The organism is Sporosarcina sp. Marseille-Q4063 (genome assembly GCF_018309085.1).
Classification (GTDB): domain Bacteria; phylum Bacillota; class Bacilli; order Bacillales_A; family Planococcaceae; genus Sporosarcina.
In genome coordinates this window covers 2658112-2682045 of record NZ_CP070502.1, presented here as the reverse complement: position 1 = coordinate 2682045, position 23934 = coordinate 2658112, and the positions used below count along the sequence as shown (strand labels likewise).

General features: G+C 36.2%; 21 protein-coding genes. All 21 read right to left on the bottom strand.

Going from position 1 to position 23934, the window contains the following annotated elements:
- Positions 1-762: 762 nt before the first annotated feature.
- On the bottom strand, positions 763-4011 hold the full coding sequence (locus JSQ81_RS13930) for a metallophosphoesterase (RefSeq protein WP_212604624.1): 3249 nt from the start codon (positions 4009-4011) through the stop codon (positions 763-765).
- 172 nt (positions 4012-4183) lie between these two features.
- The gene (locus JSQ81_RS13925; RefSeq protein ID WP_212604623.1) at positions 4184-4873 is read right to left on the bottom strand and encodes a hypothetical protein; all 690 of its coding nucleotides are present in this window, start codon (positions 4871-4873) and stop codon (positions 4184-4186) included.
- 105 nt (positions 4874-4978) lie between these two features.
- A complete protein-coding gene (locus tag JSQ81_RS13920; protein ID WP_249336544.1) occupies positions 4979-5800 on the bottom strand; it encodes a S1 RNA-binding domain-containing protein in 822 nt (273 codons plus the stop codon).
- Between the two features lie 63 nt (positions 5801-5863).
- Positions 5864-7543: a type IV secretory system conjugative DNA transfer family protein gene (locus tag JSQ81_RS13915; protein WP_249336543.1), complete on the bottom strand. Its 1680-nt coding sequence runs from the start codon at positions 7541-7543 to the stop codon at positions 5864-5866.
- A gap of 21 nt (positions 7544-7564) precedes the next feature.
- Positions 7565-7978 (bottom strand): hypothetical protein, encoded by a 414-nt coding sequence (locus JSQ81_RS13910; RefSeq protein WP_212604621.1) that lies wholly within the window; start codon positions 7976-7978, stop codon positions 7565-7567.
- A gap of 217 nt (positions 7979-8195) precedes the next feature.
- Positions 8196-8936: a hypothetical protein gene (locus JSQ81_RS13905; protein WP_212604620.1), complete on the bottom strand. Its 741-nt coding sequence runs from the start codon at positions 8934-8936 to the stop codon at positions 8196-8198.
- Between the two features lie 346 nt (positions 8937-9282).
- Positions 9283-9777: a hypothetical protein gene (locus JSQ81_RS13900; protein ID WP_212604619.1), complete on the bottom strand. Its 495-nt coding sequence runs from the start codon at positions 9775-9777 to the stop codon at positions 9283-9285.
- 5 nt (positions 9778-9782) lie between these two features.
- The gene (locus tag JSQ81_RS13895) at positions 9783-9989 is read right to left on the bottom strand and encodes a hypothetical protein (RefSeq protein ID WP_212604618.1); all 207 of its coding nucleotides are present in this window, start codon (positions 9987-9989) and stop codon (positions 9783-9785) included.
- An 81-nt stretch (positions 9990-10070) separates the two neighbouring features.
- Positions 10071-11117: a replication-relaxation family protein gene (locus JSQ81_RS13890; protein WP_212604617.1), complete on the bottom strand. Its 1047-nt coding sequence runs from the start codon at positions 11115-11117 to the stop codon at positions 10071-10073.
- Between the two features lie 284 nt (positions 11118-11401).
- A complete protein-coding gene (locus JSQ81_RS13885; protein WP_212604616.1) occupies positions 11402-12094 on the bottom strand; it encodes a hypothetical protein in 693 nt (230 codons plus the stop codon).
- A gap of 277 nt (positions 12095-12371) precedes the next feature.
- Positions 12372-13403 carry a peptidoglycan DD-metalloendopeptidase family protein gene (locus JSQ81_RS13880; protein WP_212604615.1) on the bottom strand — a complete coding sequence of 344 codons (1032 nt, stop codon included), beginning with the start codon at positions 13401-13403 and terminating at the stop codon, positions 12372-12374.
- Positions 13404-13451: 48 nt separating this feature from the next.
- Entirely contained in the window at positions 13452-14189 is a 738-nt protein-coding gene (locus JSQ81_RS13875; RefSeq protein WP_212604614.1) for a hypothetical protein, read from the bottom strand.
- A gap of 55 nt (positions 14190-14244) precedes the next feature.
- Positions 14245-16734 (bottom strand): CD3337/EF1877 family mobilome membrane protein, encoded by a 2490-nt coding sequence (locus JSQ81_RS13870; protein WP_371812402.1) that lies wholly within the window; start codon positions 16732-16734, stop codon positions 14245-14247.
- Positions 16735-16829: 95 nt separating this feature from the next.
- Positions 16830-17375: a hypothetical protein gene (locus JSQ81_RS13865; RefSeq protein WP_212604612.1), complete on the bottom strand. Its 546-nt coding sequence runs from the start codon at positions 17373-17375 to the stop codon at positions 16830-16832.
- Positions 17376-17407: 32 nt separating this feature from the next.
- Complete coding sequence (locus tag JSQ81_RS13860) at positions 17408-19993, bottom strand: ATP-binding protein (RefSeq protein WP_212604611.1); 2586 nt, start codon at positions 19991-19993, stop codon at positions 17408-17410.
- A gap of 198 nt (positions 19994-20191) precedes the next feature.
- Positions 20192-20881, bottom strand: a complete 690-nt coding sequence (locus JSQ81_RS13855; protein ID WP_212604610.1) for a TcpE family conjugal transfer membrane protein — start codon at positions 20879-20881, stop codon at positions 20192-20194.
- 109 nt (positions 20882-20990) lie between these two features.
- Positions 20991-21212: a hypothetical protein gene (locus tag JSQ81_RS13850; RefSeq protein ID WP_212604609.1), complete on the bottom strand. Its 222-nt coding sequence runs from the start codon at positions 21210-21212 to the stop codon at positions 20991-20993.
- Positions 21213-21303: 91 nt separating this feature from the next.
- Positions 21304-22452: a conjugal transfer protein gene (locus JSQ81_RS13845; protein ID WP_212604608.1), complete on the bottom strand. Its 1149-nt coding sequence runs from the start codon at positions 22450-22452 to the stop codon at positions 21304-21306.
- Between the two features lie 38 nt (positions 22453-22490).
- Positions 22491-22712: a hypothetical protein gene (locus JSQ81_RS13840; RefSeq protein WP_212604607.1), complete on the bottom strand. Its 222-nt coding sequence runs from the start codon at positions 22710-22712 to the stop codon at positions 22491-22493.
- A gap of 63 nt (positions 22713-22775) precedes the next feature.
- Complete coding sequence (locus JSQ81_RS13835; protein WP_212604606.1) at positions 22776-23471, bottom strand: hypothetical protein; 696 nt, start codon at positions 23469-23471, stop codon at positions 22776-22778.
- 18 nt (positions 23472-23489) lie between these two features.
- Positions 23490-23933, bottom strand: coding sequence for a DUF5348 domain-containing protein (locus JSQ81_RS13830; RefSeq protein ID WP_212604605.1), 444 nt, complete (start codon positions 23931-23933; stop codon positions 23490-23492).
- Position 23934: the final 1 nt, after the last annotated feature.

The following is a 23934-nucleotide window of genomic DNA, read 5'->3' as shown; positions in this document are numbered from 1 at the left end:
CCATCTCCTTTTGTATTTTTAATAAATAAAAAAGCCGACTTCACCCATAAGGGTTCAATCGACTTTTATGTAACCCACTGCAACAGAAAATGAAAGTTGTTTTATTTTCATATCATTTCATGGCAGCACTCCTTTCAGATTGTTAATAAACAAAAAAGCCGATGTCACCCATAGTGGGATCGATCGGCTTTTAAAATATATATCACGCAAATAATGCGTAAGTATCTAGTGTGCATGTAGCAATTTTGTGACGCAAGACGTCTGCCTAACTTTTTTCAAAACAAAATGAAAATACAGAGGCTGAACATTTGTGTCGAATCTCCTTTAGTAATGATTAAAAGGTTTAACGACTTTCACCTTGGAACAGGCGACTTTGATACTCTAGATATAAAACCATTTTATTTGTTTCTATGTTGAATAGCAAATCATTGTGAATGGATATTTAAAAAAATCATCGAAAAATGTGATAAAATATAATTACAAACCATACTAGTTTCAGAATACATCAACTCATTAATATCCTTTTCTAATACTTTCGCATCATCAAAAAAGTGTTAGATGATTGGGAATCCCGAATCCATAATTTATCAATTATCTTGCTTTACAGCGGTTGAGTGAGCTAATTGAGGGTGCATTGAAACAGAAAAACAATAAAATTAAAATTAAAAAGCTAATTTAAAGTCAACTCGAATAGTGGTTCTTCAGTTTCCCAATAACATCAAAGCTTATTTGTCAACGAAAGTTGGGTTAATAATAAATGTCCTATTCACTGTCTCGAATGCTGCTAACTAGCTCTTTCCTATTAGTAGAATCTTTATGTCTATTTAATGCTTTTTGTTTAGTTATCACATGTTTTCCCTGGTAGTTCCTCTTAACTAATTGATTAATTTTAGTGCGATAAAAATCTTCTAATTCCTGATTTTTAGTGTTAGAATCCAGTATTTGTAATTTAGCTAGAACAAACTCCCTTACAGCAGAACTCATATTATTTTTAATAGCTTGATTAAATATGTCTTTAAATTTTTCAGCCCCCGAATCAATCATCATAAAAATTGATGTAAACAGCTCCACATTCGTGTGTTTTGATTTATCATCATTTATATAGTCTTCAATTACAGGTAATATCTTTGAAGTTCCCATAACAGTAAATAGCAAGTTTTGATGTATAAGTAGCGAAAAACGAATAAAAAACTTATAAAATTGAATCAGCTCGTCTTCAGATTCAATTTCATTTTCCAGAATTTCTTCTGCGGTTAACGTAGTTAGCTTTAGGAATAACAAAGAACAAATTATTGTGTTTCGATAGGCTCTATCCTTTAATGCACCATCTTCTAAATCCTCAGCATTCTTAAGAACTTTTCCACTTAAAACCCATGATCTCTGTAAAATCTCATACTTAGACAATCGCCCCTGAGGAATTTTATTAATAACCGAACTGTGTTCCTCCATATGATTACTAGATTCAAGTAATTGATCATGCTTTGCTATTACTTGTTTTTCACTAACTTTTCGATTGTCTAAAAAGTCGTCTATTTCATCGTTTTCGATATTGTCGAGTAGTAATTCGTTTTCATGTTGAATACCACGTGCAAACATATTATCAAATGGAAGTAGAAAGTCGTCTTCTTCATTGAGTACTTTTTCAAATATTTCCGTCTCTTTGAAAAGCTTCATAAACTCCTTTTCCATTCTTGAGACTACCAATTCTAATATATCACCATCATGTCTATGCAAACCAGAGTAATAATCTATCTCATTTTGAAATTCCAAATACCTGTCTTCAGACAATACAATATCTTTAAATTCTTTAGAGAATGTCATTGCCTTTGCAAGATAATATTGAAAGAAACAATTTAGCTTAAATTTATATACTCTACCATTATCTCTAATTTCGCTTAATAAGATTCCCTTCTCAACAAAATATTTTATTACCCACTCATGAAAAACTTCGTTGCCATGTGTTTCCAGACCAATTTTCTTCTTATTGTTTAAATCCTTGATAAAATTCCTTAATGCTTCTTCTTCAATAACATAATTCTCTTCACCTAAGTCATGCATTTCCATTGCTATATGACCTAGAAGATTATCTTTATTATGAAAATCAAACTTAGATGATTGAACATCAGATTCTGAATGTTTTTCAAAAAGTTTTTCTACAAAGTTTTGAACCATCGCAGCATTGTTTCTTGGTATAAAGCCTTTTTGCTTTTCGTATATCCAAAGGAACAAAGATACTGCCAATGGAGTGCTAGGTATATTTAAAAGGTGAAAGTTTTTTATTATCTGTATCAAATTTTCATCCTCTACCTTTTCGCCCCCTTTTTCAAACCATCTTTGCATTAATGTTTGAATTTCTGAGGATCTAAAATACTCAATATTAGCAGTATCAACCTGTTTTGAAATTGAGTGCCTTAAAAATTCTGACGGTAAACTTTCTTGTGCAAGTGAATCATATGTTGCGATTATTTTCAATCTTGGATACTTTGTTAGTAATTCATTTAATTCTTTATACAATTTTTCATTACTTATGATATATCTTAAGTTATCTAGAAGTAATATCGTATCATTTCCCTCTAATATCTCAGTTGTTGCCTTTACGTTTCGTCCTATGAACTGCGCTACTTTCTTAAATATGCTTTTGCTAGCAATAGTTTTTAAATCTATAAAAACAGGTATCTTTTTAGAAACGTACGAGTTTTCCAAAATTTCAAGTGCAATTCTATTTAGAAGAGTGGTTTTACCAGATTCGCTTTGGCCAAACAAAACAAGGTTTTTTTGATAGTTACAAAGTTTTTCAAAAGAGAGTATTTCCGAGTTATCACTGAAGTCCGAGTATTTTGTATCCCCGTCAGTATGGTAATTCCCAATTTTAATGACTGGTAATACAAAAAGATCTTTTAGTTGCTTAGGTGCAATTGTATCAGTATTATAGCTTACCAAATTTTGTTCAATTACCTCTAAATAGTTATCTTTAATGTAGGCAATAGTATTTGTAAAGTTCATCCATGATTCTCTAGAAATAATATCTCCTAATTGAAATGTGGTATATGCAGTATCTTCCATTCCTAAATCGGTATTATCAACGAAACGATTTTTATCGTAATTGTATCTTCTAAATTGAATCGTCAGGCTCTTTTCATGATTATTTAGGTTAATGATATTATATCCATTTCTATTTAAACCATGGTTTTGAAAATTGTTCTTTTCCCAATTTGATGGCGCAGCACATAGTATACAACCTTTTCCTAAACTGGTTGTGATTGCATGAGCATTACTTTGGTGAGTATGCCCCGTAAATAGAATATCGTAATCCCTTAAGATATAATCTTTTACCTGTTCATATTCAGACTCACATAAAAATTCAAAAGGATGATGCATTAGTGCGATTCTAAAATCCAATTGTTGTGCGTTTAAGTGAGCATCAACTTGAGTAATTTGCCTTTTCCCCATGATTAAATTAGTTTTATCCTTATCATCAAAACACCTCCATGAAGTGTTAAATCCTGCTATTCCTACTTTTAACTCATTGATATTAAATATTATAGAGTATCCAAAACCATTATCTTTATAATTTTCATAGTCTGAATAATACACATTTTCAAAGAATTTGTAGTCCTCTATACGTTCTAGATTTAAATTTTGCAGGGTTTCCATATGAATTTCAATTTCTTCTGCCGTAACTAGTGAAGTCTTTAATCCTTTTTCTGTCATGGGGTTGATTTTTTTTCGATATATGTCATGATTTCCGGGGATAAAAACAAATCTTTCTCTGGGTAATGATAATATTTCTAATAATTTATCAATAAATTCACTTTCAAATGACTCATATGATTCAAGAGGTTCATATGGAAATCCCCCTTTATCAAGCAAATCACCGGTAAATAACACCAAATCAATAGGAAGTTGATTATGCATTTCTTGTATATCATTAAATAGTGGCTTTGATACATAATTATGAAAGTTTTTATGCCCTTTTGTAAAATGAACATCAGATAAATGTAAAATGCGCATCAGATCGTCTCCTCTTGGCTCAATTTTGATAGACACGAATATATTAGGATTCCAATTAATACTACTTTTATTATGTAAAGAGATTAAAAACAAAAATGTCGTTCAAAATCTCTTTTTCATTTTTTTACAAATATTTGTAATCCTAAATCATTAGAATTATTATATCATTAATTCAATATACATTCGCTTTATTTTCAGAATCCCTTCTAAAAACTCCGAATTCATCAAGGAAATAAAATATTCCATCAAGACTTCCATATTGATTTATTAGGTCATTATCCATAGAAACCCTTAGTCGTAGAGTTTTAGGAGCTTCAGTAATTAGTTGTAAGTGTCTAAGTGATTCCGTAACAATGATAAGCCGCTCGTTAAAGTGTTTCCCCTTCCATTTCAAATACATAAGTAAATCATTTACATCACCCCGCACCACATAGACATAGATTGGCTTTCCTTTAATTTGGATTGCGCCACTAAACGGTTCTTGTGTCGGCAAAATCTTTGATTCTGGAAAATGTTGAAACAATTGAAAGAACAGAAGACGTTTCAAAACATCTTCTGTTTTGTATTCAACCCAGTAATTACTCTCGTAACAATCATTCAGTTCTGCGATAACTGCACCATTTATTCCTATTGTGTAAATTGGTACGACCTGCTGGTTTCGATGGATCTCATGCCGCACTATTTTCTTTTCCGCTGCCATTCGCTTTAAACGTTTCTTATCCAAAGAAAATAATCGGGTGATTTGTGCTCCCCCGATCACGCCCACTGCCGCAAGTGCTTCCAACGCCTTCCGTTCCTTCGGTGATTCTCCATTGACATAATCTGAACGCTTTATGTTTGATGGTATTCGTTTCCAGTGCAAGCTCCATTGATGTGATAAAGAAAATGGACTGATTGAAATGGATTTCTCCTCCTTAAAATATATTAATAAGGGATCACATCAATTTGACGCAACCCCTCATTATTTTTACAGCACACGGGTAATACGAGTACGAATTTGTTCTTTTTTGGCATCGGTTTCTAACACGCGGACCAATACTCGGTCACCTCTTTTAACATTTTGGAATTTCAAGTGACGGGCCAATGAATCGACTCCTGCTTCTAGGTTAATGAACACACCGTATTCACGAACACCTGAAACTGTACCGACGTATTCATTCCCGGAAGTATAGCGTCCGATAGAGCGTAGCCACGGGTTCTCTTGTGTCGCCTTTGCACTTACGATAACTTTTTTCTCTTTTTTATCAATCTCTAAAACTTTCACTTTCAGATGGTCGCCTTGTTTAACTTCTTCTGTTAAATCGTCAATCCAACCATATTTGATTTCCTCTAGCGGAATCTTAACTTCGATTCCACCGATATCTGCCCGAACAAGTGAGGGGCTGACACTACGAACAACGGCAATGATTTCATCATCTACATCAATTTTCTTTAGTGTGATGGATGCCATGTGATCCAAAGCGGCTGTACGTGAACCAGTGAATACTTCTGCTTCACGGTCATAATTCAATACTTTGAATGCAACGGACTGACCTGTCATGGCACGAAGCTGGCGTAAGTTATCTGCACCTGTAAACTCCAAAGGGATGAATCCACGAATGTTCCCAACACCGACAACCGCACATGGCTTATCAAGCAGTTTCTCAATCCCGATAATTGGGGCTTGTAAGATTGAATTGTTTTGATACGCACCATAGACCTTTTTCCAATCCTTATCAAAATTATTTACCTCTTGTACTTTTGATGGGTCAAAACCTTCAATGAGAACTTGCATATTGTTTTCAGTCATTTTAAAATCTCTCCATTTCATTAGTTTATTTTTTTGTAAGACATTGAAACTCGTTTCATTTTGCTAATCCCAAAAACCGTCATTGGACTTCACTACATTGTTCGTTTTTTTTGGTTTTATTTTTGTATCTGGTGATTGTACATCCTTTGCTTTCGATTGTTCCACGATAGATTTCATCCGTTCTTTTGTTTCCTTTTTATGTTCAAGAATATGTTTCATTTCAACTTCCTGTTTAGATTCAGTAGGAAGGGAAACGTTTGATTCTTTTATATCAGGGTTTGCTCCAAATGAATATAACGATTCGATTTCGGGCTGGATAATTGATTCAGTTAGCGATTCAGCCTCCATTTGTTCAGACTGTTCAAGTCCAGCAGCCTGTTCTTTTTTCTTTCGTTTCTGAAATCGTTTGAGCAGACTACTCTTCTTCAACTTTTTAAAAGACGTTCCATCTTCCCATTCCCTCAACTCTTTCCAATTACGAGGGACAAACTGGCCTTTTGCCAATGCGGGCTTTTGCGGCGTTCCGTCCTGCAGGAGTTTATGGACAAAGTTAAATTTCGGAATACCATCCATTAAATCCGTAAAATCGAAACGGTATTCTTCATCTTCTGTGTCCCGATAGGAATCTGGAAACAGCCGCGGCAACAGTATTCGATTTTTATATGTGCTTTGCCGCATGATGACCTTGTCCATACCAAACTCTTCCGCGAATTCCTTTGCATCCTGCGCGGAAATGCCACCAAAACAGATTTTGTTTCGGCATGACGTTAGAATCGCTTGCTTCATCGCCTTCGGTCCAAGACTTCCCGATTCTATTTCTAGTTGGCCAAGGGATTGGGTCGCAAAAATACCCGCTACCCGGTATTCGGCAGCGAGTGACAAAAAGATTTCTACATCTGGATTAATATAACGACTGTATTCATCAACAATCAAAAAATGTGGAATGCGTGTATCTTCTGTTCCCGGTCTCCTAAATGTACCGTTTTGTAAGTGCATAATCATGAATTGGCCGAAGGCATCTCCGGCTTTACGCAACTTTCCAAGTGCAGTATTGACAGCGAGAACACCGCCAGTTTCCAGATGTTCATCAATGTTCACATCACTCTGGCCGGTCATAATGGTTCGCAAAGCTTCGTTACTAACAATGTTCTCTAGTTGCGCCCTTAATCCAATAACAAATTGCTGATACTTCTCACGCATACTTCCAAGCAATTCCGCTTCAAAGAAATGAACCAAGTCTGTCATGCCGTCACGACGTTTTAATTCTGTAACCTTTTGTTCCAACACGTTCTGATCCCGCAGTGTATTCATTACATCGACAATATCCATGTTGTTGCCATGCAGTTCTTTTAGCAGCTTCGTAACGTTACGTGCTGATAGTTCCTGTACGGTGGCGAAAAATGCATCCTGCTTCCCGAACAATCCTTTCAATACAACGACTGTTGCTTCTGCTACTGTATCCGTGTCACCTTCCATTGGATTGAATCTTGCTGAATCTGGTTTATCGGGATCAACGTGAGTACAGGGAATATCCATTTCTAAACACATTTCATTTACCATCGCCGCCACATCGCCTTTTGGTTCTACAACAGATATACCTAAAGGGATACCTCGTTTCTTTTGTAAAAGTAATTGGTATATCATCGGTTTCAATATCGTCGCTGTCTTCCCACAACGTGTAGGACCTACCGCGAGCATATGTGTAAAACAGTCGCTCCCTTGCCATACAATTGGCATTCCCATCTGCCTCATCTCCTTTCATAATCATTTCTTTGCCCAATCCCACTTGCCAAAGTATTCATGTATCTGATTTATTTTGAATGGTGCACGGTCATCTTCTTCAAAGCTAAACAACGTCTGAATGGTTCTCGATATTCTATATCTGAGTAGTTGTAGTTGCTCGTTATTCTGGTTTCTAATCACCAATTGATTAGACCGTTTACCTTCCCTCCATAATAATTCGGGTAGCACATCGGCATTATGTGATATACGTTTCACCCAAAACCGCATATCCTTTTTATATTTTCGGGTATCCATCATCCTCAGCAATAGATGTGATGTTTCAAGGACGACAAAACCTAACTCGATTAATTCGGTTGGGCTTTGCTTTGCTACACGGGCTTCGACTTCCGGGTAGATATACAGCTTATTTCTACAGATTTTAGTTTTGAAAAACACGTTTTGGTTCCCCCTTCCTAAAAAAGACAATAAAAATAACACGTTTCATTCAATCAATGGCTGAATGAAACGTGTTTCGAGTAGTTAGTAATTAGGCTTCTATAAAAAAGCAAAAATATTATTTGAAAAATTATACATATTCTAGTAACCCTTTAGTTTAAGTATAAAAATTCACATACTTATTTGATCTTTTGTGACAAGCAATAAAGAATTCAAATTATATATCATCAAACCGAAATTCATAATCGTGACCACACCGCATCCACGCGTCACCCCATGAATTACCAAACCCTAGATTGCCATAATTAAAATACCAAAGTCCCCACCAAATTTGGTTCATTGTACCTTTTTCAAATACTTTCACTCCTAATGTACCTGTATTCGGACCCTTGGTTTGATTGTTTCCATTTTGAAAATAATCACCATAATCACCACGACCTCCTTCTCCTCCTGAAAGTCGTGCTGACGTAAAATGTTGATAGGCTATTGGTGCACGAATAAATTTATCCCATGCAGAATCCCCAATACCGTAATATTCGAGACCAAAATGATTGATTGAAACCTCTATGTCATAACGACCATCCCCTTTACCATAGTTATAATAAGTCGAAACCCAAGAAATTCCGTTATAATCCGAGGGGCAGGTACTAACAGCGTCACAAAAGCACCTAGCACGGAAGTTACCATTTTTAGTTGCCTCATAATACTTCAACCTAATTGGTGGATTTTGACAACTATCAGATGATATTGTTGCGCATTGATAGACGGTTTCCCGACTTTCTCGTGTAGAATATTTAAAATCTTGATTCCTTAACATAACAGGATTCTGTCTTAGGTATGGAATATCACGTAGTATACTTAGTAAATATTTGTTTCTTTCTTCCTCAGACAAAGAGTTCAGATATTGTTCCTTTAATGCTTCTACATTTTTAATTTGTTTTTGGTAAACATCTTCCATTATTTCAATCCTCCCATTGACTTTGTAATCCTAAAAACGAATAATTTTAAAGGCATTATTATTCTCCCCTTTCATAGTTTAATTATGAATAACTTCTGGAATACTTTGATAAATTAGCTCTTCGCTATATAAATTAAATGGTCAACTTGAACCTTTTCTTGTTGAACTATACTGCCCCGTTAGCCATCCATACAGCAAAAAACGCTTTACCACAGAGGATGAAAATTGTTTCAGAACGGGTATTTCTGGGTCTCTTTTGTTATGCAATTTTAACGGTTTTGAGCATTTTTATTTTTCATGAGAGTTGAACCAAAATAAATACTTAAACTGCAATTTCTTATTTTAATTAATTATCATCATTATCAGTGGAAGCCCCTAGCACGATTCTGACGTTTCCTCGCTGTATCTTCTCCTTTTCCTCTCTCCTTTTTTCAAAATAGCTTTTGTTCGGCTGTTCTTCGATTCGCTGATTGCCACGCTTTTTCTTATAGGAGATTTCGGCTCGGATGAAGACGACATTCAGATACACCCCAATTATGCCAAGCAATACTAATGCTAATTTCATCATCGTCAATCGGGATAGAAACTTTTCCAAATCCCAAGCCGAATAGACGAGACTAGCAAGGAACATAGCTCCGAATAACGTCATACTGATAGACATTAGTTTATCCAACTTCTTATTTTTTGACTGCTGTAACTGCTTGAGGACGAAGTAGGTGACCAAAGCTATCAGTCCAGAAATCAGGATTAATTTTGCTGTGGGGATATAGACAGCGTTGTACATGATTGTGACACCAAATGCTGCCGATAGAAAGCTAATCACTACTATAATTACTTGCAAATGGATCACCCCTTTCTGCTTCGGGCACTCGACACTTCCAAATTCAACACAAATACGAGTTCGTCGGCCAGCAGCTCACGCATGGTCCGATACATTCTCTTTTGCTCTTCTTCACCCAGATGTACGGCTATCTCGTTATTGAGACCCTTTTCATGTGCTGTTAATTTTGTCATCTCCAGTAGTTCTGGAATGACTCGATTGTTAGTTGGCATGTTATAAACCCCTTTCAATTTTAGTTTAATCTGATTTCAAAATGTCTTTTGAAGGAAAGTTCCTTCTATAAATATAGTTGTTTAGATTGCCTTCAGATAATCTACAAGATCCCCGGAATCAATTTCAAGGTAATCGACATGATGAATCTGTTCTAAAAGCTGCTCATGCATATCCCGTGTATTTGGAGTAGTTACCACTAGTACTTTCCGTCCGTCCAATTCATACATTTCTTTGCGGTATTGTTTGATGTTATAAACTTTGACTAGATCCGTGTCGAGCAGATTCACAAGATACTTTTCTTCGCCATTATGTCGAACTACACGCTTTAACCCTTCAAATTGCTTCATTCCACTTACAGAAGAGGTTTTAAAGGACAGGTCATAGATTTCGTAGCCTTCTAGAAACTTAATTACGTTATTTTCATCTTCAAATAGACGAAGATAGTATTTGGCAAATACAAACGGGAATACTTTCAAACTCTCGCATTTCACAATCAGACCGTCATCTGCTGAAAATACATTTACGATTGTAGTAAAACTGTTTTGGCTTTTTGCAAATACCATATAGTTTGGATAATTAGACTCCTTTATCTCTTTTGCTGTTTTGTTGAGATTTAATTTGCTGATACCGTGCATGAACATATAAAATAAGTAGCCTACTTCTCTAGGACTCGTTAACATCCCCTGCACGTTGGCCCCGCGGTTTAATTTATACTCTACCTTGACCTGTCGACTATCTTTCATGACCCAATTATACCTTTCCAAGTCAATCATGATATCATTACTGGACAACAGGAACGGTAGATGCCGTATGTTCACACGTAATTGGTCTGCACTCCGTTCAACAACCACCCCCTGCTTGCGTAAGCAGTTGATGCCCGTTTCACTAATTCTGTGGTAATTCCCTTGTCGTTTCTGATTCGCAAGGTATCCACGTATCGGATGGGTACTAATCAATCTGCTGTTTCGCAACATCGTTAGCTTCTTATACGTGTACCACTTCGTCATTTCGTAGCGTCGCATGATCTGCTCCGTACTCAACGCTCGATGTTCATAGAGACCACTAAGTATCTCAATATCAAGAGCTTGCAAAACCTTCACCACCTGTTTATTGCCCGTCTTCGACATGCGTTTCCCTCCTTTTTGACTGTTCGCCCCGGCTGTTTATTTTCATTCACTTCTACACGCTGTTACGAATTGATTCAACTAAACTACTTGGATTTTGCTATGATTTTCTCAATTCGCAAGTAATGAACGATTATGCTATATCCACAAATGTTTAATCATCATAAACAAGGTACAATATTAGCTAATTTCTTGTATCCAATATTAGGGGGTTCAAAATTTATTAATATTGGATATGAATCTCAGTAGCTATATCGGGGTGCAATATGATGTTTTCCAAACATAGATTAACCCCAAAATACCGCCGCGGGAACAGAATTCTTTTCTTCATTTTTCTTATTAACTATTTCTGTTTTTTTGATTTCTCCTACTTTGTATTCTTTGATAATCGTTTCTTTTCTGAACTTCTCTACAGCATTTATTAAGTTCCAATGCTCATCCTGCAAGTAAGACATAAAGTTCGAGAAGTTGTCTTGTGACACTACATAAACTTGAACATGGTTACCCTTGGGATCAAGGTATCCAACATCAACATTCCACACTCTGGACCAGCTATCATCCCCAATTAGCCCTGTTTGACGTATAGCATCTTGAATGAGTTTTCTATTACGGTTGTCTAAGTCGCGTATCTGCATGTTGTTAAAGTAATGGGCTGTTATAATAACGGACTTACCAAATTTAATATCTATCTTGGAAAAATCATATGCATCAAACGTTGCGCGGTAATAATAGTGTCTAATCAGCGCCAAGTAATCTCTATCATCCTCTTTATAAGCGGGTAATACCCCCTCATACGAAAATTGAAAAACTGGATAACCATTGATAATCATTGGTTTTACCTTTGCCATTGGATATACCGATGTTCTTTTAATTGCAGCATCATTTCCACCTAACTTATTTATTTGTGACATTAAATAAACTTTCATTTCTTCTAGGCTTTTTAATTGCTCGAAAAGCATGTTCCTTTCAGATTCCACCATATTCATTCCTTTCTTTTTGGGGACGTTAATTCACCATTCAATCCCTTGATGTATCTGCATTCTTAAAACCCAACGTCGGACGTTAATCAACTTTTTCCAACACGAATAACCCAACGTCAGACGTTAGGAAATAGAAACCTTATAACAACACAGTTTACAGGGCATTTTCACGTCTGACGTTCATTTCCTTCGACGTCCGACGTTGGTAATCGGAAACACTGTTCTATCAACGCTTACACCCTACATTAACGTCGGACAAATCATTTCAGTATATTTATTACTCACTAACAGTCGTATATTCCGTTAAATACGGCATCGGATCTTCTTTTACACCAGCACGAATTATTTCAAAGTGCAGATGATTTCCGGTTGATGTTCCAGTTGAACCACATGTACCGAGCACATCCCCTTGAGAAACCACATCGTTTATTTTTACTTTCGTGGAATTTAAATGAGCATACAAAGTGGTAACTTCGCCATGATTGACGATTACATGTAGTCCGTACCCATTTGACCAACCAGTTCCAGAAGCAAAAATAACATTGCCACTCTGAGCTGAAAGGATAGGATCGCCGTTCGCACAGGCGAGGTCTACACCAGCATGCAGTCTTACACCCCCATGAACGGGATGTATACGATAACCAAACGGACTCGTAACACGTAATTCATTTAATACAGGTAACATCCACTCACCTATGACCTTAACTTCACAATTCATCGTCAAGCCGCCAAATTGAGCAACCAGTTTGGTTACAGTTGGAACCCAGTGTTTATTTAAACCAGTTGGATCATTGTCTGCTCCTATTGGCGCATACACACTGCCTAAATCAGCTATCGTTGTTAAACCATCCTTGATAATTCGGTTGTGTAGCGTATTCCCCATTGCATTTAAACCATCTTCAATTGTTGCGAATGAATATAAATACTTACTTCCTGTTGCAGGGTCCATCAAACCCCCAGGGTTGTTTTTTATAATAACCGCAGGTGATGTTCCGAATCCTGTTTCATGAAATGCGACTGCTGACATCAATACCGGATCTATGCCATACTCTTCTGCAACATCAATAAACACTTGCCCTTTACCTGTAAATTTACCAGCATCATTAAATTGCGAGAAGAATACAGTTTCACTAATTTCACCATCCGCACGACATATTGCACTACCCCCAAAGTTCATCTGTTCATCGTCTTCTTCTGTAAAAATTACAAATATCCCAAAGAAAAGAAGAAGGGCAAGAAGCGAAAATATTAATAGTAAAACTGGGCTGGCTATAACCGGTACAATCCACAACAACTTTTTCATAATCATTCAACGAACTACTTGCTCTTAAAAGAGGTTTTGTTCGTTCCCTCCTCCTTATCTTTTGTCGTCGTAATTTAAGTAATACTCAACAATTTGGAATTCGCTGTTCTCATCTTTTTCAAACATCAAACTGTAAACATCCTTATCTTTTCTGGTTTTGCCATCTCGATTTATTACTTCACTAATAACTACGGCATCCCATGAAATAGCAATTAATGTCGGGGCAACAGGTTCTTTAATCTCCACTGATAGAACTTTTCTTGAAACAATACCTTTCACATCTTTTAATCCCGTAATCTTTTCTTCTTCGTTATCCATCAGGTAGCTGATATAACCTTGATCCAACAGTCCCTCAACGGCTTCTAAATGTTTAACAGTGGATGCTTTATCAAATTCATGAAACTTTAAAGCAAATTCATTTGCAATTTCCATTGTTTTCTTCAAATCCTTATTGCTGAACATATCGCTTTGAGTCGGATTTTTTGAAACTTCTTCAGGTACTTTCAAATAGTTCTTTTCAACCTTCTCTTCTACAACATCAATATCTCCACTCCCTTCTTCATTGAAATCAGCTACCACATTTACTTCTAAATTTTCTTTTTTGCTTTCTTCTTTTGAAGTATATTGCCATAAGTTTTCTTCCGCATTTCCATTAGGAGTTTCTATTGAATTATCACCTTCATTGTTCTTTTTTCCTTCATCGACAAAACCGATAATAAAACCCAATAATAAAAGCGTGACAGCTAACCCCATCACGCCATAAGACACTATTCTTTTTGTTTTCTCACTCACAAAAAATCTCAACCCCTTTTTCTAGTTATTGTGTTCGTTTAACAAAAGCCTTTTACTACTGCATAAACTTGTCAAACGATTTTAGATTATTTCCTTCCAAAATTGCTTTTCTTTCTTTTTCCAATTCGATTGCTCTTCTTTCATTTTCAATGTTGCTAGCAAACGTGTCAGCGAAACCGTTCTTCCATTCCCCCTTCTCTGCTTGTTCAACTACTAAATCAAAATGTCTGTTCATTTCACCTGGACTGACATTGTTTAAACCACGCTCGTTTAATGTATCTAGGGTTTGATTAATCATTTCAGGTGGCACCCCTTTATTCGCAAGCTCATTAGTCACCATTGATTTATTCATATGAAGTTCATATTCCACTTCACCGTATACATCTTGCTTCTCCTTCTGTAATTGAATAGATTTTCTTTCATCCGAAATTCCTTTGGCAAATGTTGTAGCGTAATCATCATTCAAGTCGCCTTGCTTCATCAATTTGTCGTGTTGAGTATGCAATTCTTTCGGACTTACATCATGCAATCCTTGTTGATCTAATGCAGTCATCGTTGCATTAACCATTTCTGATGGGATTCCTTTGTCAGACAGAACCGCTTTTGCCTGTTCTTGTCTTTGTGCTCTACCAACAAACAATAAATCTTTTTCTTTTTCGATTGCATTGCTTCTTCGGTCATCTGAAATACCTTTAGCAAATGTTTGAGCAAAGTTACCATCCAAATCACCTTTACTACTAATTTTCTCGAATTGCTCATTCAGTTCTTCATCACTTAAATTAGTTACACCTTCTTTTTCGAGTGCTCCCATCGTCTCCGCTTTCATTTCAGGAGTTAGATTTTTGTCATCAAAAAAGCCGTCTAACCTACCTTTATCAGTAACAGATAGCTTTGCGGCTTGTTGAGACTTTGTCATCTTACTCAAGTGGGCAAGATGTTTTGCTTTCATTGCAGAGCCAGCAACGTCACTAATACCACCTTCTCCTGTTGCGACCTTACCAACGGACCCGCCAATTGCAGCACCTGTCATAGCACCAGCAGGTCCTCCAACAACAGCACCCGCAGCAGCACCACCTACCGTAGCAACATTTTGTACACCCTTTTTGAACGGTGCTGTAAACGTCCCTGAACTTTCTCGCAGGTCACGAATTGCATTTGAACCTGACGAGAATATATCTTTGATTCTGTTCCGTAGGATGAAAATTGTTCCGAATAATAATAGATTGAACGTTGCTGCTCCCACGTAACTATAAAACGGATTAGAACCCCCACTTATTGACTTAAAATCTCCAGCGTAAATAATATCCGAAATTACAAATACAATTAACGCTATGAATGAAACAAATATCTTCAAAGCTAATGGAATACCTAACTCAATGAAATATCTTTTCAAGACATTAAATTGTCCTGGAATTGCACCAATTAATAAAGCAAACGGTGCAAGCGCCGCAATGACCATAAACCAGAACTGGAATAGAATTAAACAAAGCGACAATAAATATATGGGAATTGACACAAGCCCGTTTATAACCATGTAGAAAAACGAGAAAGCCAGACGGCTATTCACCGCAGAATATTTCATCATGTTGTTTCCTTTACCGCTATTTGATGCTTCCTCTTCTATCACCTTAGTTAGTCTATCTTCTCCAACAGGTTCTTTTAATATATGTTTAACTCGTTTTACACCTTCATCTCTATCCCCACCCCCAAGTGTTTCCACATCGTGTGTACCGTATTGCATATACAAGTAAGGCCGATCTACAAACATTCCCCAAATGCTATCCTTCATTTTCGTTCTTGGATCATCAACAACTGAATCAGAATCACCATTTTGACTTGGAAGACTAACAACAAATCCACTTAATTCTGTTGTTATTTTATTAGCTCCTGTCAAAAGTGCCGTATAATTAGCAAACATTAGGATTGCGATTGTCAGTGCAATAATTGTTTGAAATACCGATGAAAAGGAATCGAAAAAGGCACGCTTCACTACAAAAACGTACAAAGCGTACATTCCTGTAATAATCGCTATTAATTTTACAAGGTTTCCAAAAAGACCGTTTCCGATACTAAATCCACCACCTGAAATACCAGTGAGATTAGACATTAACTTTTCAAGTTCCATTATAATCTTTTCGGTAAAGTCAGCGGTATAAGCCAAGTCATACATAACCAACATGGTATAAGACAAAAATATATTAATATCAAAGACAATATTGTTGACCAAATTGACCATTTCGCTCAATTTGTTTCCGACATTTTCTTTAACATCAGCCCATCCAAATAATTTATCATATGTGTCCGCCCAGAACTTCTCGCCATCATCGTAAGACTCTACATCTTTATCTGAGACTGCATCTAAATGATAATAGGATTTCCCTCCCTCTTTAAACTCACCGTATTGGTCCGTAATTATATCCATAATATCGGTCATTTTTTTCGTTTCTTCGCCATCGTCTGCAAATCCCGGTTGGGTTACATCCATACCGAAGAACAGAAATATCATCATAAATAAAAGAAATATCCTTTTGTAATTTGTTTTCATATAATTTTAGGCAATAAAAAATAACCCATTGCATATAGCAAGGGTTACTCAGAGCCTGTTACCTCCTTCCGTATTAAACTTTTAAGATCGAATCCTTAATCCTCGTCATCTTCTACAGGTAATTCATGTAGTACCGTACCAGTTTCTGCATTAGAGTCATTGATTTCATCTGGTCTTTTTCCGTAATATGATTTTACTTTCCACTCTTTCTCGTTATCCTTCTCTAGTATTATCCAGCTATTTATTAACTTACCTTTATCATCAGGGGAGATATATCTATAATAGACTCCATCGCTATCCTCACTATAAAAGTTGTCATATCTTCTAAGTTCATACTTCCCATCCAGTTTTTGAAAACCATTTGGGTATTCATGATTATCTAAAAGGTAATCTCTTTTCTCTTTCAACTCTTCAATACCTTTTGATGATAAATACTTAAGAATTTCAGGATAATTTTGTTCTATCTTTACCACCATAAAGTCATGGGCTACCGCATCTGTTTCTTTAAAAACTTCTTCATATTTCTTTGCATTATCATTTTCTTTTTCGTTTACTGATTCATTTTCATTGGAATTACAGCCTGCAATTAGAAATGCCATACCAAACACAATTGCTAGGCTTAATATACGTTTTTTATTCAACGTTACACTCCCTTTCATTGTGTTGTATATTATCATATTACTCTATCTTTTTCACGCTCCCTTTCCTCTTCCGATGATGTAGAAGAATCGAATGCATCTAATAACTCAACGAACACTGGATTAATTTTAACGACCGCAGAACGACCGTAAATATCTTGGAATAGAGCTTCCCCGCGATCCAATGCTTTTAACGTTTCAATGTTTGCATTCGTTGGGGGTAAATTTAGATAATCTAACATTTCTTCCGCTTCACTAGTTTTACGCAGTCCGAAACTAAATTTCATTCCCATATTTGCAACATCACTTCCATGGTCTGAGGCATTTTGTGAACCCTTTATTAGTGTCGTATTATAGAAACGACCCATTCGCACGATAAAGTCCATTAATTCAGCCCCAATCGGACTTCGTTCAATTGCACTTGCTTCGTCTTGGAGAATGAACTTGTGAGTACCCCTATCGCTTTTAAACATATACTGTTTTGTCCATGCAGTGATTGAAATCATAATGGCTTCCGATATCTTGTGAATAGTTCTAACTTTCTTCTTCTCACCGGATGGCAGGTTAAGGTTTTGAATCATAAGTACCTGAATCGGTTTGTCGTGTTCCAGCACTTTAAAGTTTTGGCCCACCTCCCCGAATAGCAACATGGATAACTGATTACGTTTCAATGTTTCCAGCGTACCTCTCAACCTTTCTAATGCTTCATAGCGACTATTCGACATGCTTTCTGGACGATTACCATACAACTCATGTAAATAGGTTAGAACCCTTCCAATACACGGATCATCTTCGTTCGCTACTTCTTCAACTGCTTCGCTCAAAATGTTGTACGCATCTTCATTCAAATCAATGTTGGCCAGATACGAAAGAATATCCATCGTAATATCTTTGGCTTCTTCGATGTTTGTACTTGTTCTAAATGGGTCAAGTGAACCCGCATCTTCAGGATCAGAACCAAGTGTCCAAACTTCTATGAATTCTTTCGGAATAAACGGGAGTCCCTTATCCCATCCTGTTCTATCGCCTTTAGGGTCTATAATTAACCCTTTGGAGCCGGTAAGTGTCGCAAGATAAATAAACAGATTCATGAAGAAGGATTTTCCTCGTCCCGTCATTCCTGCAACTAGAACTGATATTGAATCTACTACGTTACCAAGCCCATCAAATGCCTTAGCTGCTAAATCGGGCTGGATAAAGACCGGCTTAGAAAACTGCGAAGTATGACCGATATAAAACCCTCGATTATCTCCAATGTTTGTTGTGGCACCGAACATCATTCCAGCTAACACACCAGGGGCAACTTCCATCTTATAATCGTCGTGATACTTTTTCGAACCTGGAATAGCTTCCAATAAGAAATGAACTTGCTCACCATAAGGGGCAACAATTTTTAATCCGTACTTCGATAATTCATGTCGCAACAATCCAACTCTCGTCTTTAATTGTTCTTCGGTTTCAGCAGTTACCTTAAAGATGAACGAAACAGCAAACCCAGGAAATCCTGTTTGCTTAAAATAATTTTCCATTTGAATCGTACCACTCTGCGAAACATCGACACTCATATCTACGTCCTGACCACCCTTTTGTGCTTCATTACGTTGGTCTCTGAATTCCAGTTTTGCATTACTTAATTTCTTTTTAATTAATTCATTCGGTTGATTTTCCGCACGAATCGAAACAGTTAACGGAAAGGGCATACGCAATTGAATCCTATAGAGCCATTCACCGCCGGGATGATGCTGAACATCGTCCATATATTTAATCGTTAAGTATTGGCAGTAGAGACTTTCAATTTCATTGGCATCAGTAACTCGACTCAACATCAATGTTTTCGGACCTATTTCTTTGATATTCGAATTTTGGACATCAAAGAACTCCTTCTTATTATTGCGAATCGCTTTATGTTTATTTCCTTGCTTATCAATCCCTTCAACAGCTTTACCAATTTCATAAGAATTACGAATCTGAACGTCTGTATTGTTATTTCTTGTGCTGAAACTTTTCTCAATAATAAATACTAATTCTTCCGTCGTTACTTTGTGAATCCGTGAACCGAATGAATTATCTATTGCTGATTCGATTGAAACTGCTTGGCTTTGAAAAGCTTTGATTTGGCTTTCTAAAATGTCATCGGGGTACAATCCTACCGCTTGATATAATGGTGAGCTGAAGCCTTCAATAAACTTTTTTACAGATGTTAGAGCATTAATACCCGCATTACCTGAAGCATATTTATTTTTCTCAGGATCTAACTGAATACCAATGTAGTGATGATACTCACTGGGCTCATTCAATTCTCGTTCGTTTTCTAAAGCTCTTTTGACTTGTTCTATAAACTGTATCCCATTTTCTCTCAACTGATAATCTTTCATATTCATTTCATCAATAGTAGCGTTCAAAATACCCGTAATATTCGTTGGATTAGGAACCACTAAATAATGCAAATCAAGACCGATGTTTGTTAGAAATGACATCTGTTGTTGAAATGGAATTATTTTTTCATCATCTTCTAAGAAATCATAATTGAATCCCTCTATTTTATAATAAGCCCATACTGTACCATCATGTGCAAATACTAGATTGTTTTCTATATGCTTAACAGGAAACTCAATCTTCAATGTGTACCACTTCCTTCATAATTTATTGGAACAAATGATGCTACAAATATAAACGGCTTCTACCAAGGTAACTATTTCGCATCTTCGTTCAGTCCTGTAGCAATAACAGGTTCTTTTGGACGCTCCGAATTTGTGGGTTTTGTCGGCCCCTTCCGGCTCCGTTGCTACTTCTGGATTCAAGGGTTCAAATGGCTGGGATTAATGACCGAATATCAGAGTGATGCCTAGTACAAATGTGAAAAGAACAGCAACACTAATTACGACAAGAGGGGTTCGATTTGTTCGTTCTTTAGTTTTTTTCGAATTCGCTTCTTTTTGCAATTGTTCCGTTTTTCTTTCCAGTAGTTTTTCATCATCCACTTTCTTAACCACCTCGGTTTCATTATTTTTAAAATCGACTTGTTTTTCACTGGCTACTTTCCCCCTATTTGAAATTCGATTCATATAGTCGATGGCATTCTTTCGTTTTTCATCAACCTCTGTTGCAATAGATATACCGTCACTTACCGGATGTACAGGTTCATTAAAGGTAAAGTAGTTATGAAATTGGTAAACCTTTTCTTTTTCCACTTCTCTACCTCTATAAATCGTACTGTCTTTTATTTTTCTTGCTTGATATAAAATAAAAGAACGGAAGAAGTGTACGGGTGATCTACCTTCCGTTCCAACATCTGCAAGCAACCATGCAAACCCTATTGGAATAAGAATTAATATCCCGACAGGTATCCAATTAATTAATCTTCCAATTCCCGGTGTAAAATAAATAGTTGCCTCCACTATCGCTATCACAAAGAAATACATAACCGCTTTTAAACGAATAGGCCTTCCTAGTTCTAATCCGAATATTTGATAGAGCTGACGCTCAAAACGAATGAAGTTATTAAGCACATACAACGGAATCTTATTTATGTCTTTTCACCTCCAAGCTGTAATTTTCCAAATGAATAACAAGAGGGGCTACATATGTACAAGCCCCCTTGCTTTAAAGTGTTTAAATTTAGTTACCTAAATTCAATTTCTCAGCTATAAACTCGGATATGTTAATTAAAATGTTTGGTTGTACAATAAAAATTCCAATGAACGCAAGACCGATAACAACACCAATCATTGCAATCCATGCTCTTTTAAACGCAGTCACAATTAATGCAACAAAAAGAACGATGAATAATGCCCATTTGATTTCTTGTGAGAACCAAGTAAATAATCCTTCTAAACTCATACAATTCACCTCCCTTTAAAATAAAAAAATACAGACACAACTGTCTGTACCTACATACCGCTATTCATTTTCAATCATCGCTGTCTTATTCCTAATTATCTTTCTCGCCTTCCATATCCATTTCTTTTTCTACATTTGCTATTTCCTTGTCCTTTAACTCATCAATGTATTGTTTATTGTTGACGAATAAAACGGTGTAACGCATTTCCCTTTCAGCCAATACAAGGATGTAAGTAGATGTAAATTCAATTCCTGTTTTTGGTTCGGCTAACACAACGTCCGTTTTCACAATTTTTTCGTTCGCTTTCTTACCTTCGAATATTTCGGTGTTCTTTAAACCAACAAAACTCATTGTTTGATTTAGACCATTTTGATGTTGTGGGTCCTCAACGATATAAGTCAACTTATCTTTTGAGTCGTTTGCGTATGCTTCAAAAAATGTTTCCATGAAAGCACGAACGTTTTGAGTGCTTCCATCCTTAATGGGTTTCAACCCTTCCGTTTCAGATTCAATACTTTCATCTATTTTTCGTTCATCCAAATACGTAAAGCTCGGCAGTTCATAAACCGCGAAACGCCTTTCTTCATCATCATATAAAATTGGAACAGATATATACTTTACTGTTTCAATCTTTTCTGGAACAACGAGACCTTTTTCTGATTTTTTATCATTCTCCTTTTTTCCTTGACCAGCAGCAAAGTTTTCGAAATTGATTTTAACTTGAAAGGTGATTCGTGCTCGATTATCAGCCAAATCTTCAACTTCTTTTAAAATTATATCCTCCCTTGCAATCGTAGATTTCCACTGCTTATCGGCTATTACAGCTTGAGCATTTATTTCTTTCGGTAAATAATAACTTAGTTTTTCTACTCGTTGTTCTTGATCCTTGTCACCTATATTCCATGTGAAGTATTCCGAAACAAAGTCTTTGGAAAACTCTACTCCCTCAGCTGCTAAAGCTTTATTCACTTTTATATTCTCTGTTTTTTCGCCAGCATTTGAATTTCCGCTGGTTGAAAATATATTTACGAAAACGATTAATAGCATAAACAAAAAAAGCATCCAGAAAGTAAATGCACCAAGCTTTTTAGCTCGGTATCCCTTCGGTCTGCTTTTCTTTTCAAGTTTTCGCATATCTTTTTTTCGTTTTTCATTTTCAGATGATTTTTTTAATACATCCATTGACTTTTTTACAATTCCATCTTTTTTGTCGGTAGACTTCCCTAATCTTTTCCGCAAGTTTTGTTAACCTCCTTCTTTCTATTTTTCAGAATTCATCACATTCTTTTTGAACTTCCTACCATAATAAAAACAGCAACAATTAGGAGCAGTGTAGTGATTGTGCCATATTTAACAAGGGATGATTCATAAAGAGTGCCGATGTGCATTTTCAGTTCTTCCCACAACGGGACTAGGGTTGGAAACTGTTCTAATAATAGACTTCCGACAACTGCAATCAAGAATATCATTAGGATTATTCCGATAATAGTTCTAAACACGAAATCACCTCCTTTCAAAAAATATTCGTTGAAAACCAACCTTCTATAATATGGATAGACAGCTTATCTTCTAGGAGCACTTGATCTATTTAGACTCTTTGCTACTAACGAGGCAAAAAATACGATACTTATGAAACGACCAAAACGGTTCATTCTCTTTGTCAGCCCTTCTCTATTGATAAAACGTTTTTTTCGTTTGGGAGGACCTGGCTGGCTATATCTAGGATGTTCCTTTTCAAATAGATAGATAGCGTCCTCATCTGTTCTTGCTCGTCCTTTTTTCATATACTCAATCATTTTTCCCAACTTCGCTTTTGAATGATACATAGGAATTAGAGTAGATTTAGTCATCAACGCATCTTCAACCGTTTTAATATTTTCTTGAAGTACCACTTTATTTTGTTCAAAGAAGAGTGATGCTTCATTTACCCCTACTTTGGATTTGTTATATTTCCTAACAATAAAGTTATAGGCGTAAATAAACGAAACAATTATCGCAGTGTAAACTGCTGTATAGAACAGAAAAACAGGTGTATAGATGAAAATAAAAAGATCAACACCATTACGAACATAATTAACAAGCACCATGAAAATCGGCACCCAGACGAAAAGACGCATTATCGTTTTACTGATTGCTGCTTTACTTACTGTCTTTTCGTCCACTGGACACCTATAAGCTGATTCTAATTCTTCTAATTCATTCTCTAACATTTCTTTTAGTAACACAGTTCTATAGGTTTCTTCCAAATTCAGTAGCATGAAAATCCTCCTTTCAATTTAATTTGATAACGGTGATACCCTGTTACGCGCTTTCAATCCTTCCAACATCGCCTCAGGCATATCAACGCAGTAATAATCCGTTGCATGGTGTTCAATCCTGCTGGGAACGTAATAACCTCCATCCTTCATTTCTGGATCATCTCGCCATATATCAATCAATCCGCCACTTGTTAACTCAAAACCGTTTAATTCATACCGGCCTCGATTATTTTTACGCAAATATCCTTCGAGTTGAATTTCCTTATTCAGATCAACAATTGATGAATATGCTTCTTCAAGTCTCAATTTGGCCTTATACAACGTGAAATACTTTTGCACATCTTCCGAATTCAAATTGAAAATATTGATGTTATCCATAAGTTCATCCATTTCCTTTAAAAGTCGTTTTATCGTACTATCTGCTTTGCGGTAACTTTCTACGGTATCTTCCACTAATTTCATT

Bases quoted from the DNA above. Each gene is read 5' to 3' on its own strand.
- JSQ81_RS13930 (WP_212604624.1), bottom strand. From the start codon at position 4,011: ATGCGCATTTTACATTTATCTGATGTTCATTTTACAAAAGGGCATAAA.
- JSQ81_RS13920 (WP_249336544.1), bottom strand. From the start codon at position 5,800: ATGACTGAAAACAATATGCAAGTTCTCATTGAAGGTTTTGACCCATCA.
- JSQ81_RS13915 (WP_249336543.1), bottom strand. From the start codon at position 7,543: ATGGGAATGCCAATTGTATGGCAAGGGAGCGACTGTTTTACACATATG.
- JSQ81_RS13905 (WP_212604620.1), bottom strand. From the start codon at position 8,936: ATGGAAGATGTTTACCAAAAACAAATTAAAAATGTAGAAGCATTAAAG.
- JSQ81_RS13895 (WP_212604618.1), bottom strand. From the start codon at position 9,989: ATGCCAACTAACAATCGAGTCATTCCAGAACTACTGGAGATGACAAAA.
- JSQ81_RS13890 (WP_212604617.1), bottom strand. From the start codon at position 11,117: ATGTCGAAGACGGGCAATAAACAGGTGGTGAAGGTTTTGCAAGCTCTT.
- JSQ81_RS13885 (WP_212604616.1), bottom strand. From the start codon at position 12,094: ATGGTGGAATCTGAAAGGAACATGCTTTTCGAGCAATTAAAAAGCCTA.
- JSQ81_RS13880 (WP_212604615.1), bottom strand. From the start codon at position 13,403: ATGATTATGAAAAAGTTGTTGTGGATTGTACCGGTTATAGCCAGCCCA.
- JSQ81_RS13870 (WP_371812402.1), bottom strand. From the start codon at position 16,734: ATGAAAACAAATTACAAAAGGATATTTCTTTTATTTATGATGATATTT.
- JSQ81_RS13850 (WP_212604609.1), bottom strand. From the start codon at position 21,212: ATGAGTTTAGAAGGATTATTTACTTGGTTCTCACAAGAAATCAAATGG.
- JSQ81_RS13835 (WP_212604606.1), bottom strand. From the start codon at position 23,471: ATGCTACTGAATTTGGAAGAAACCTATAGAACTGTGTTACTAAAAGAA.
- JSQ81_RS13830 (WP_212604605.1), bottom strand. From the start codon at position 23,933: ATGAAATTAGTGGAAGATACCGTAGAAAGTTACCGCAAAGCAGATAGT.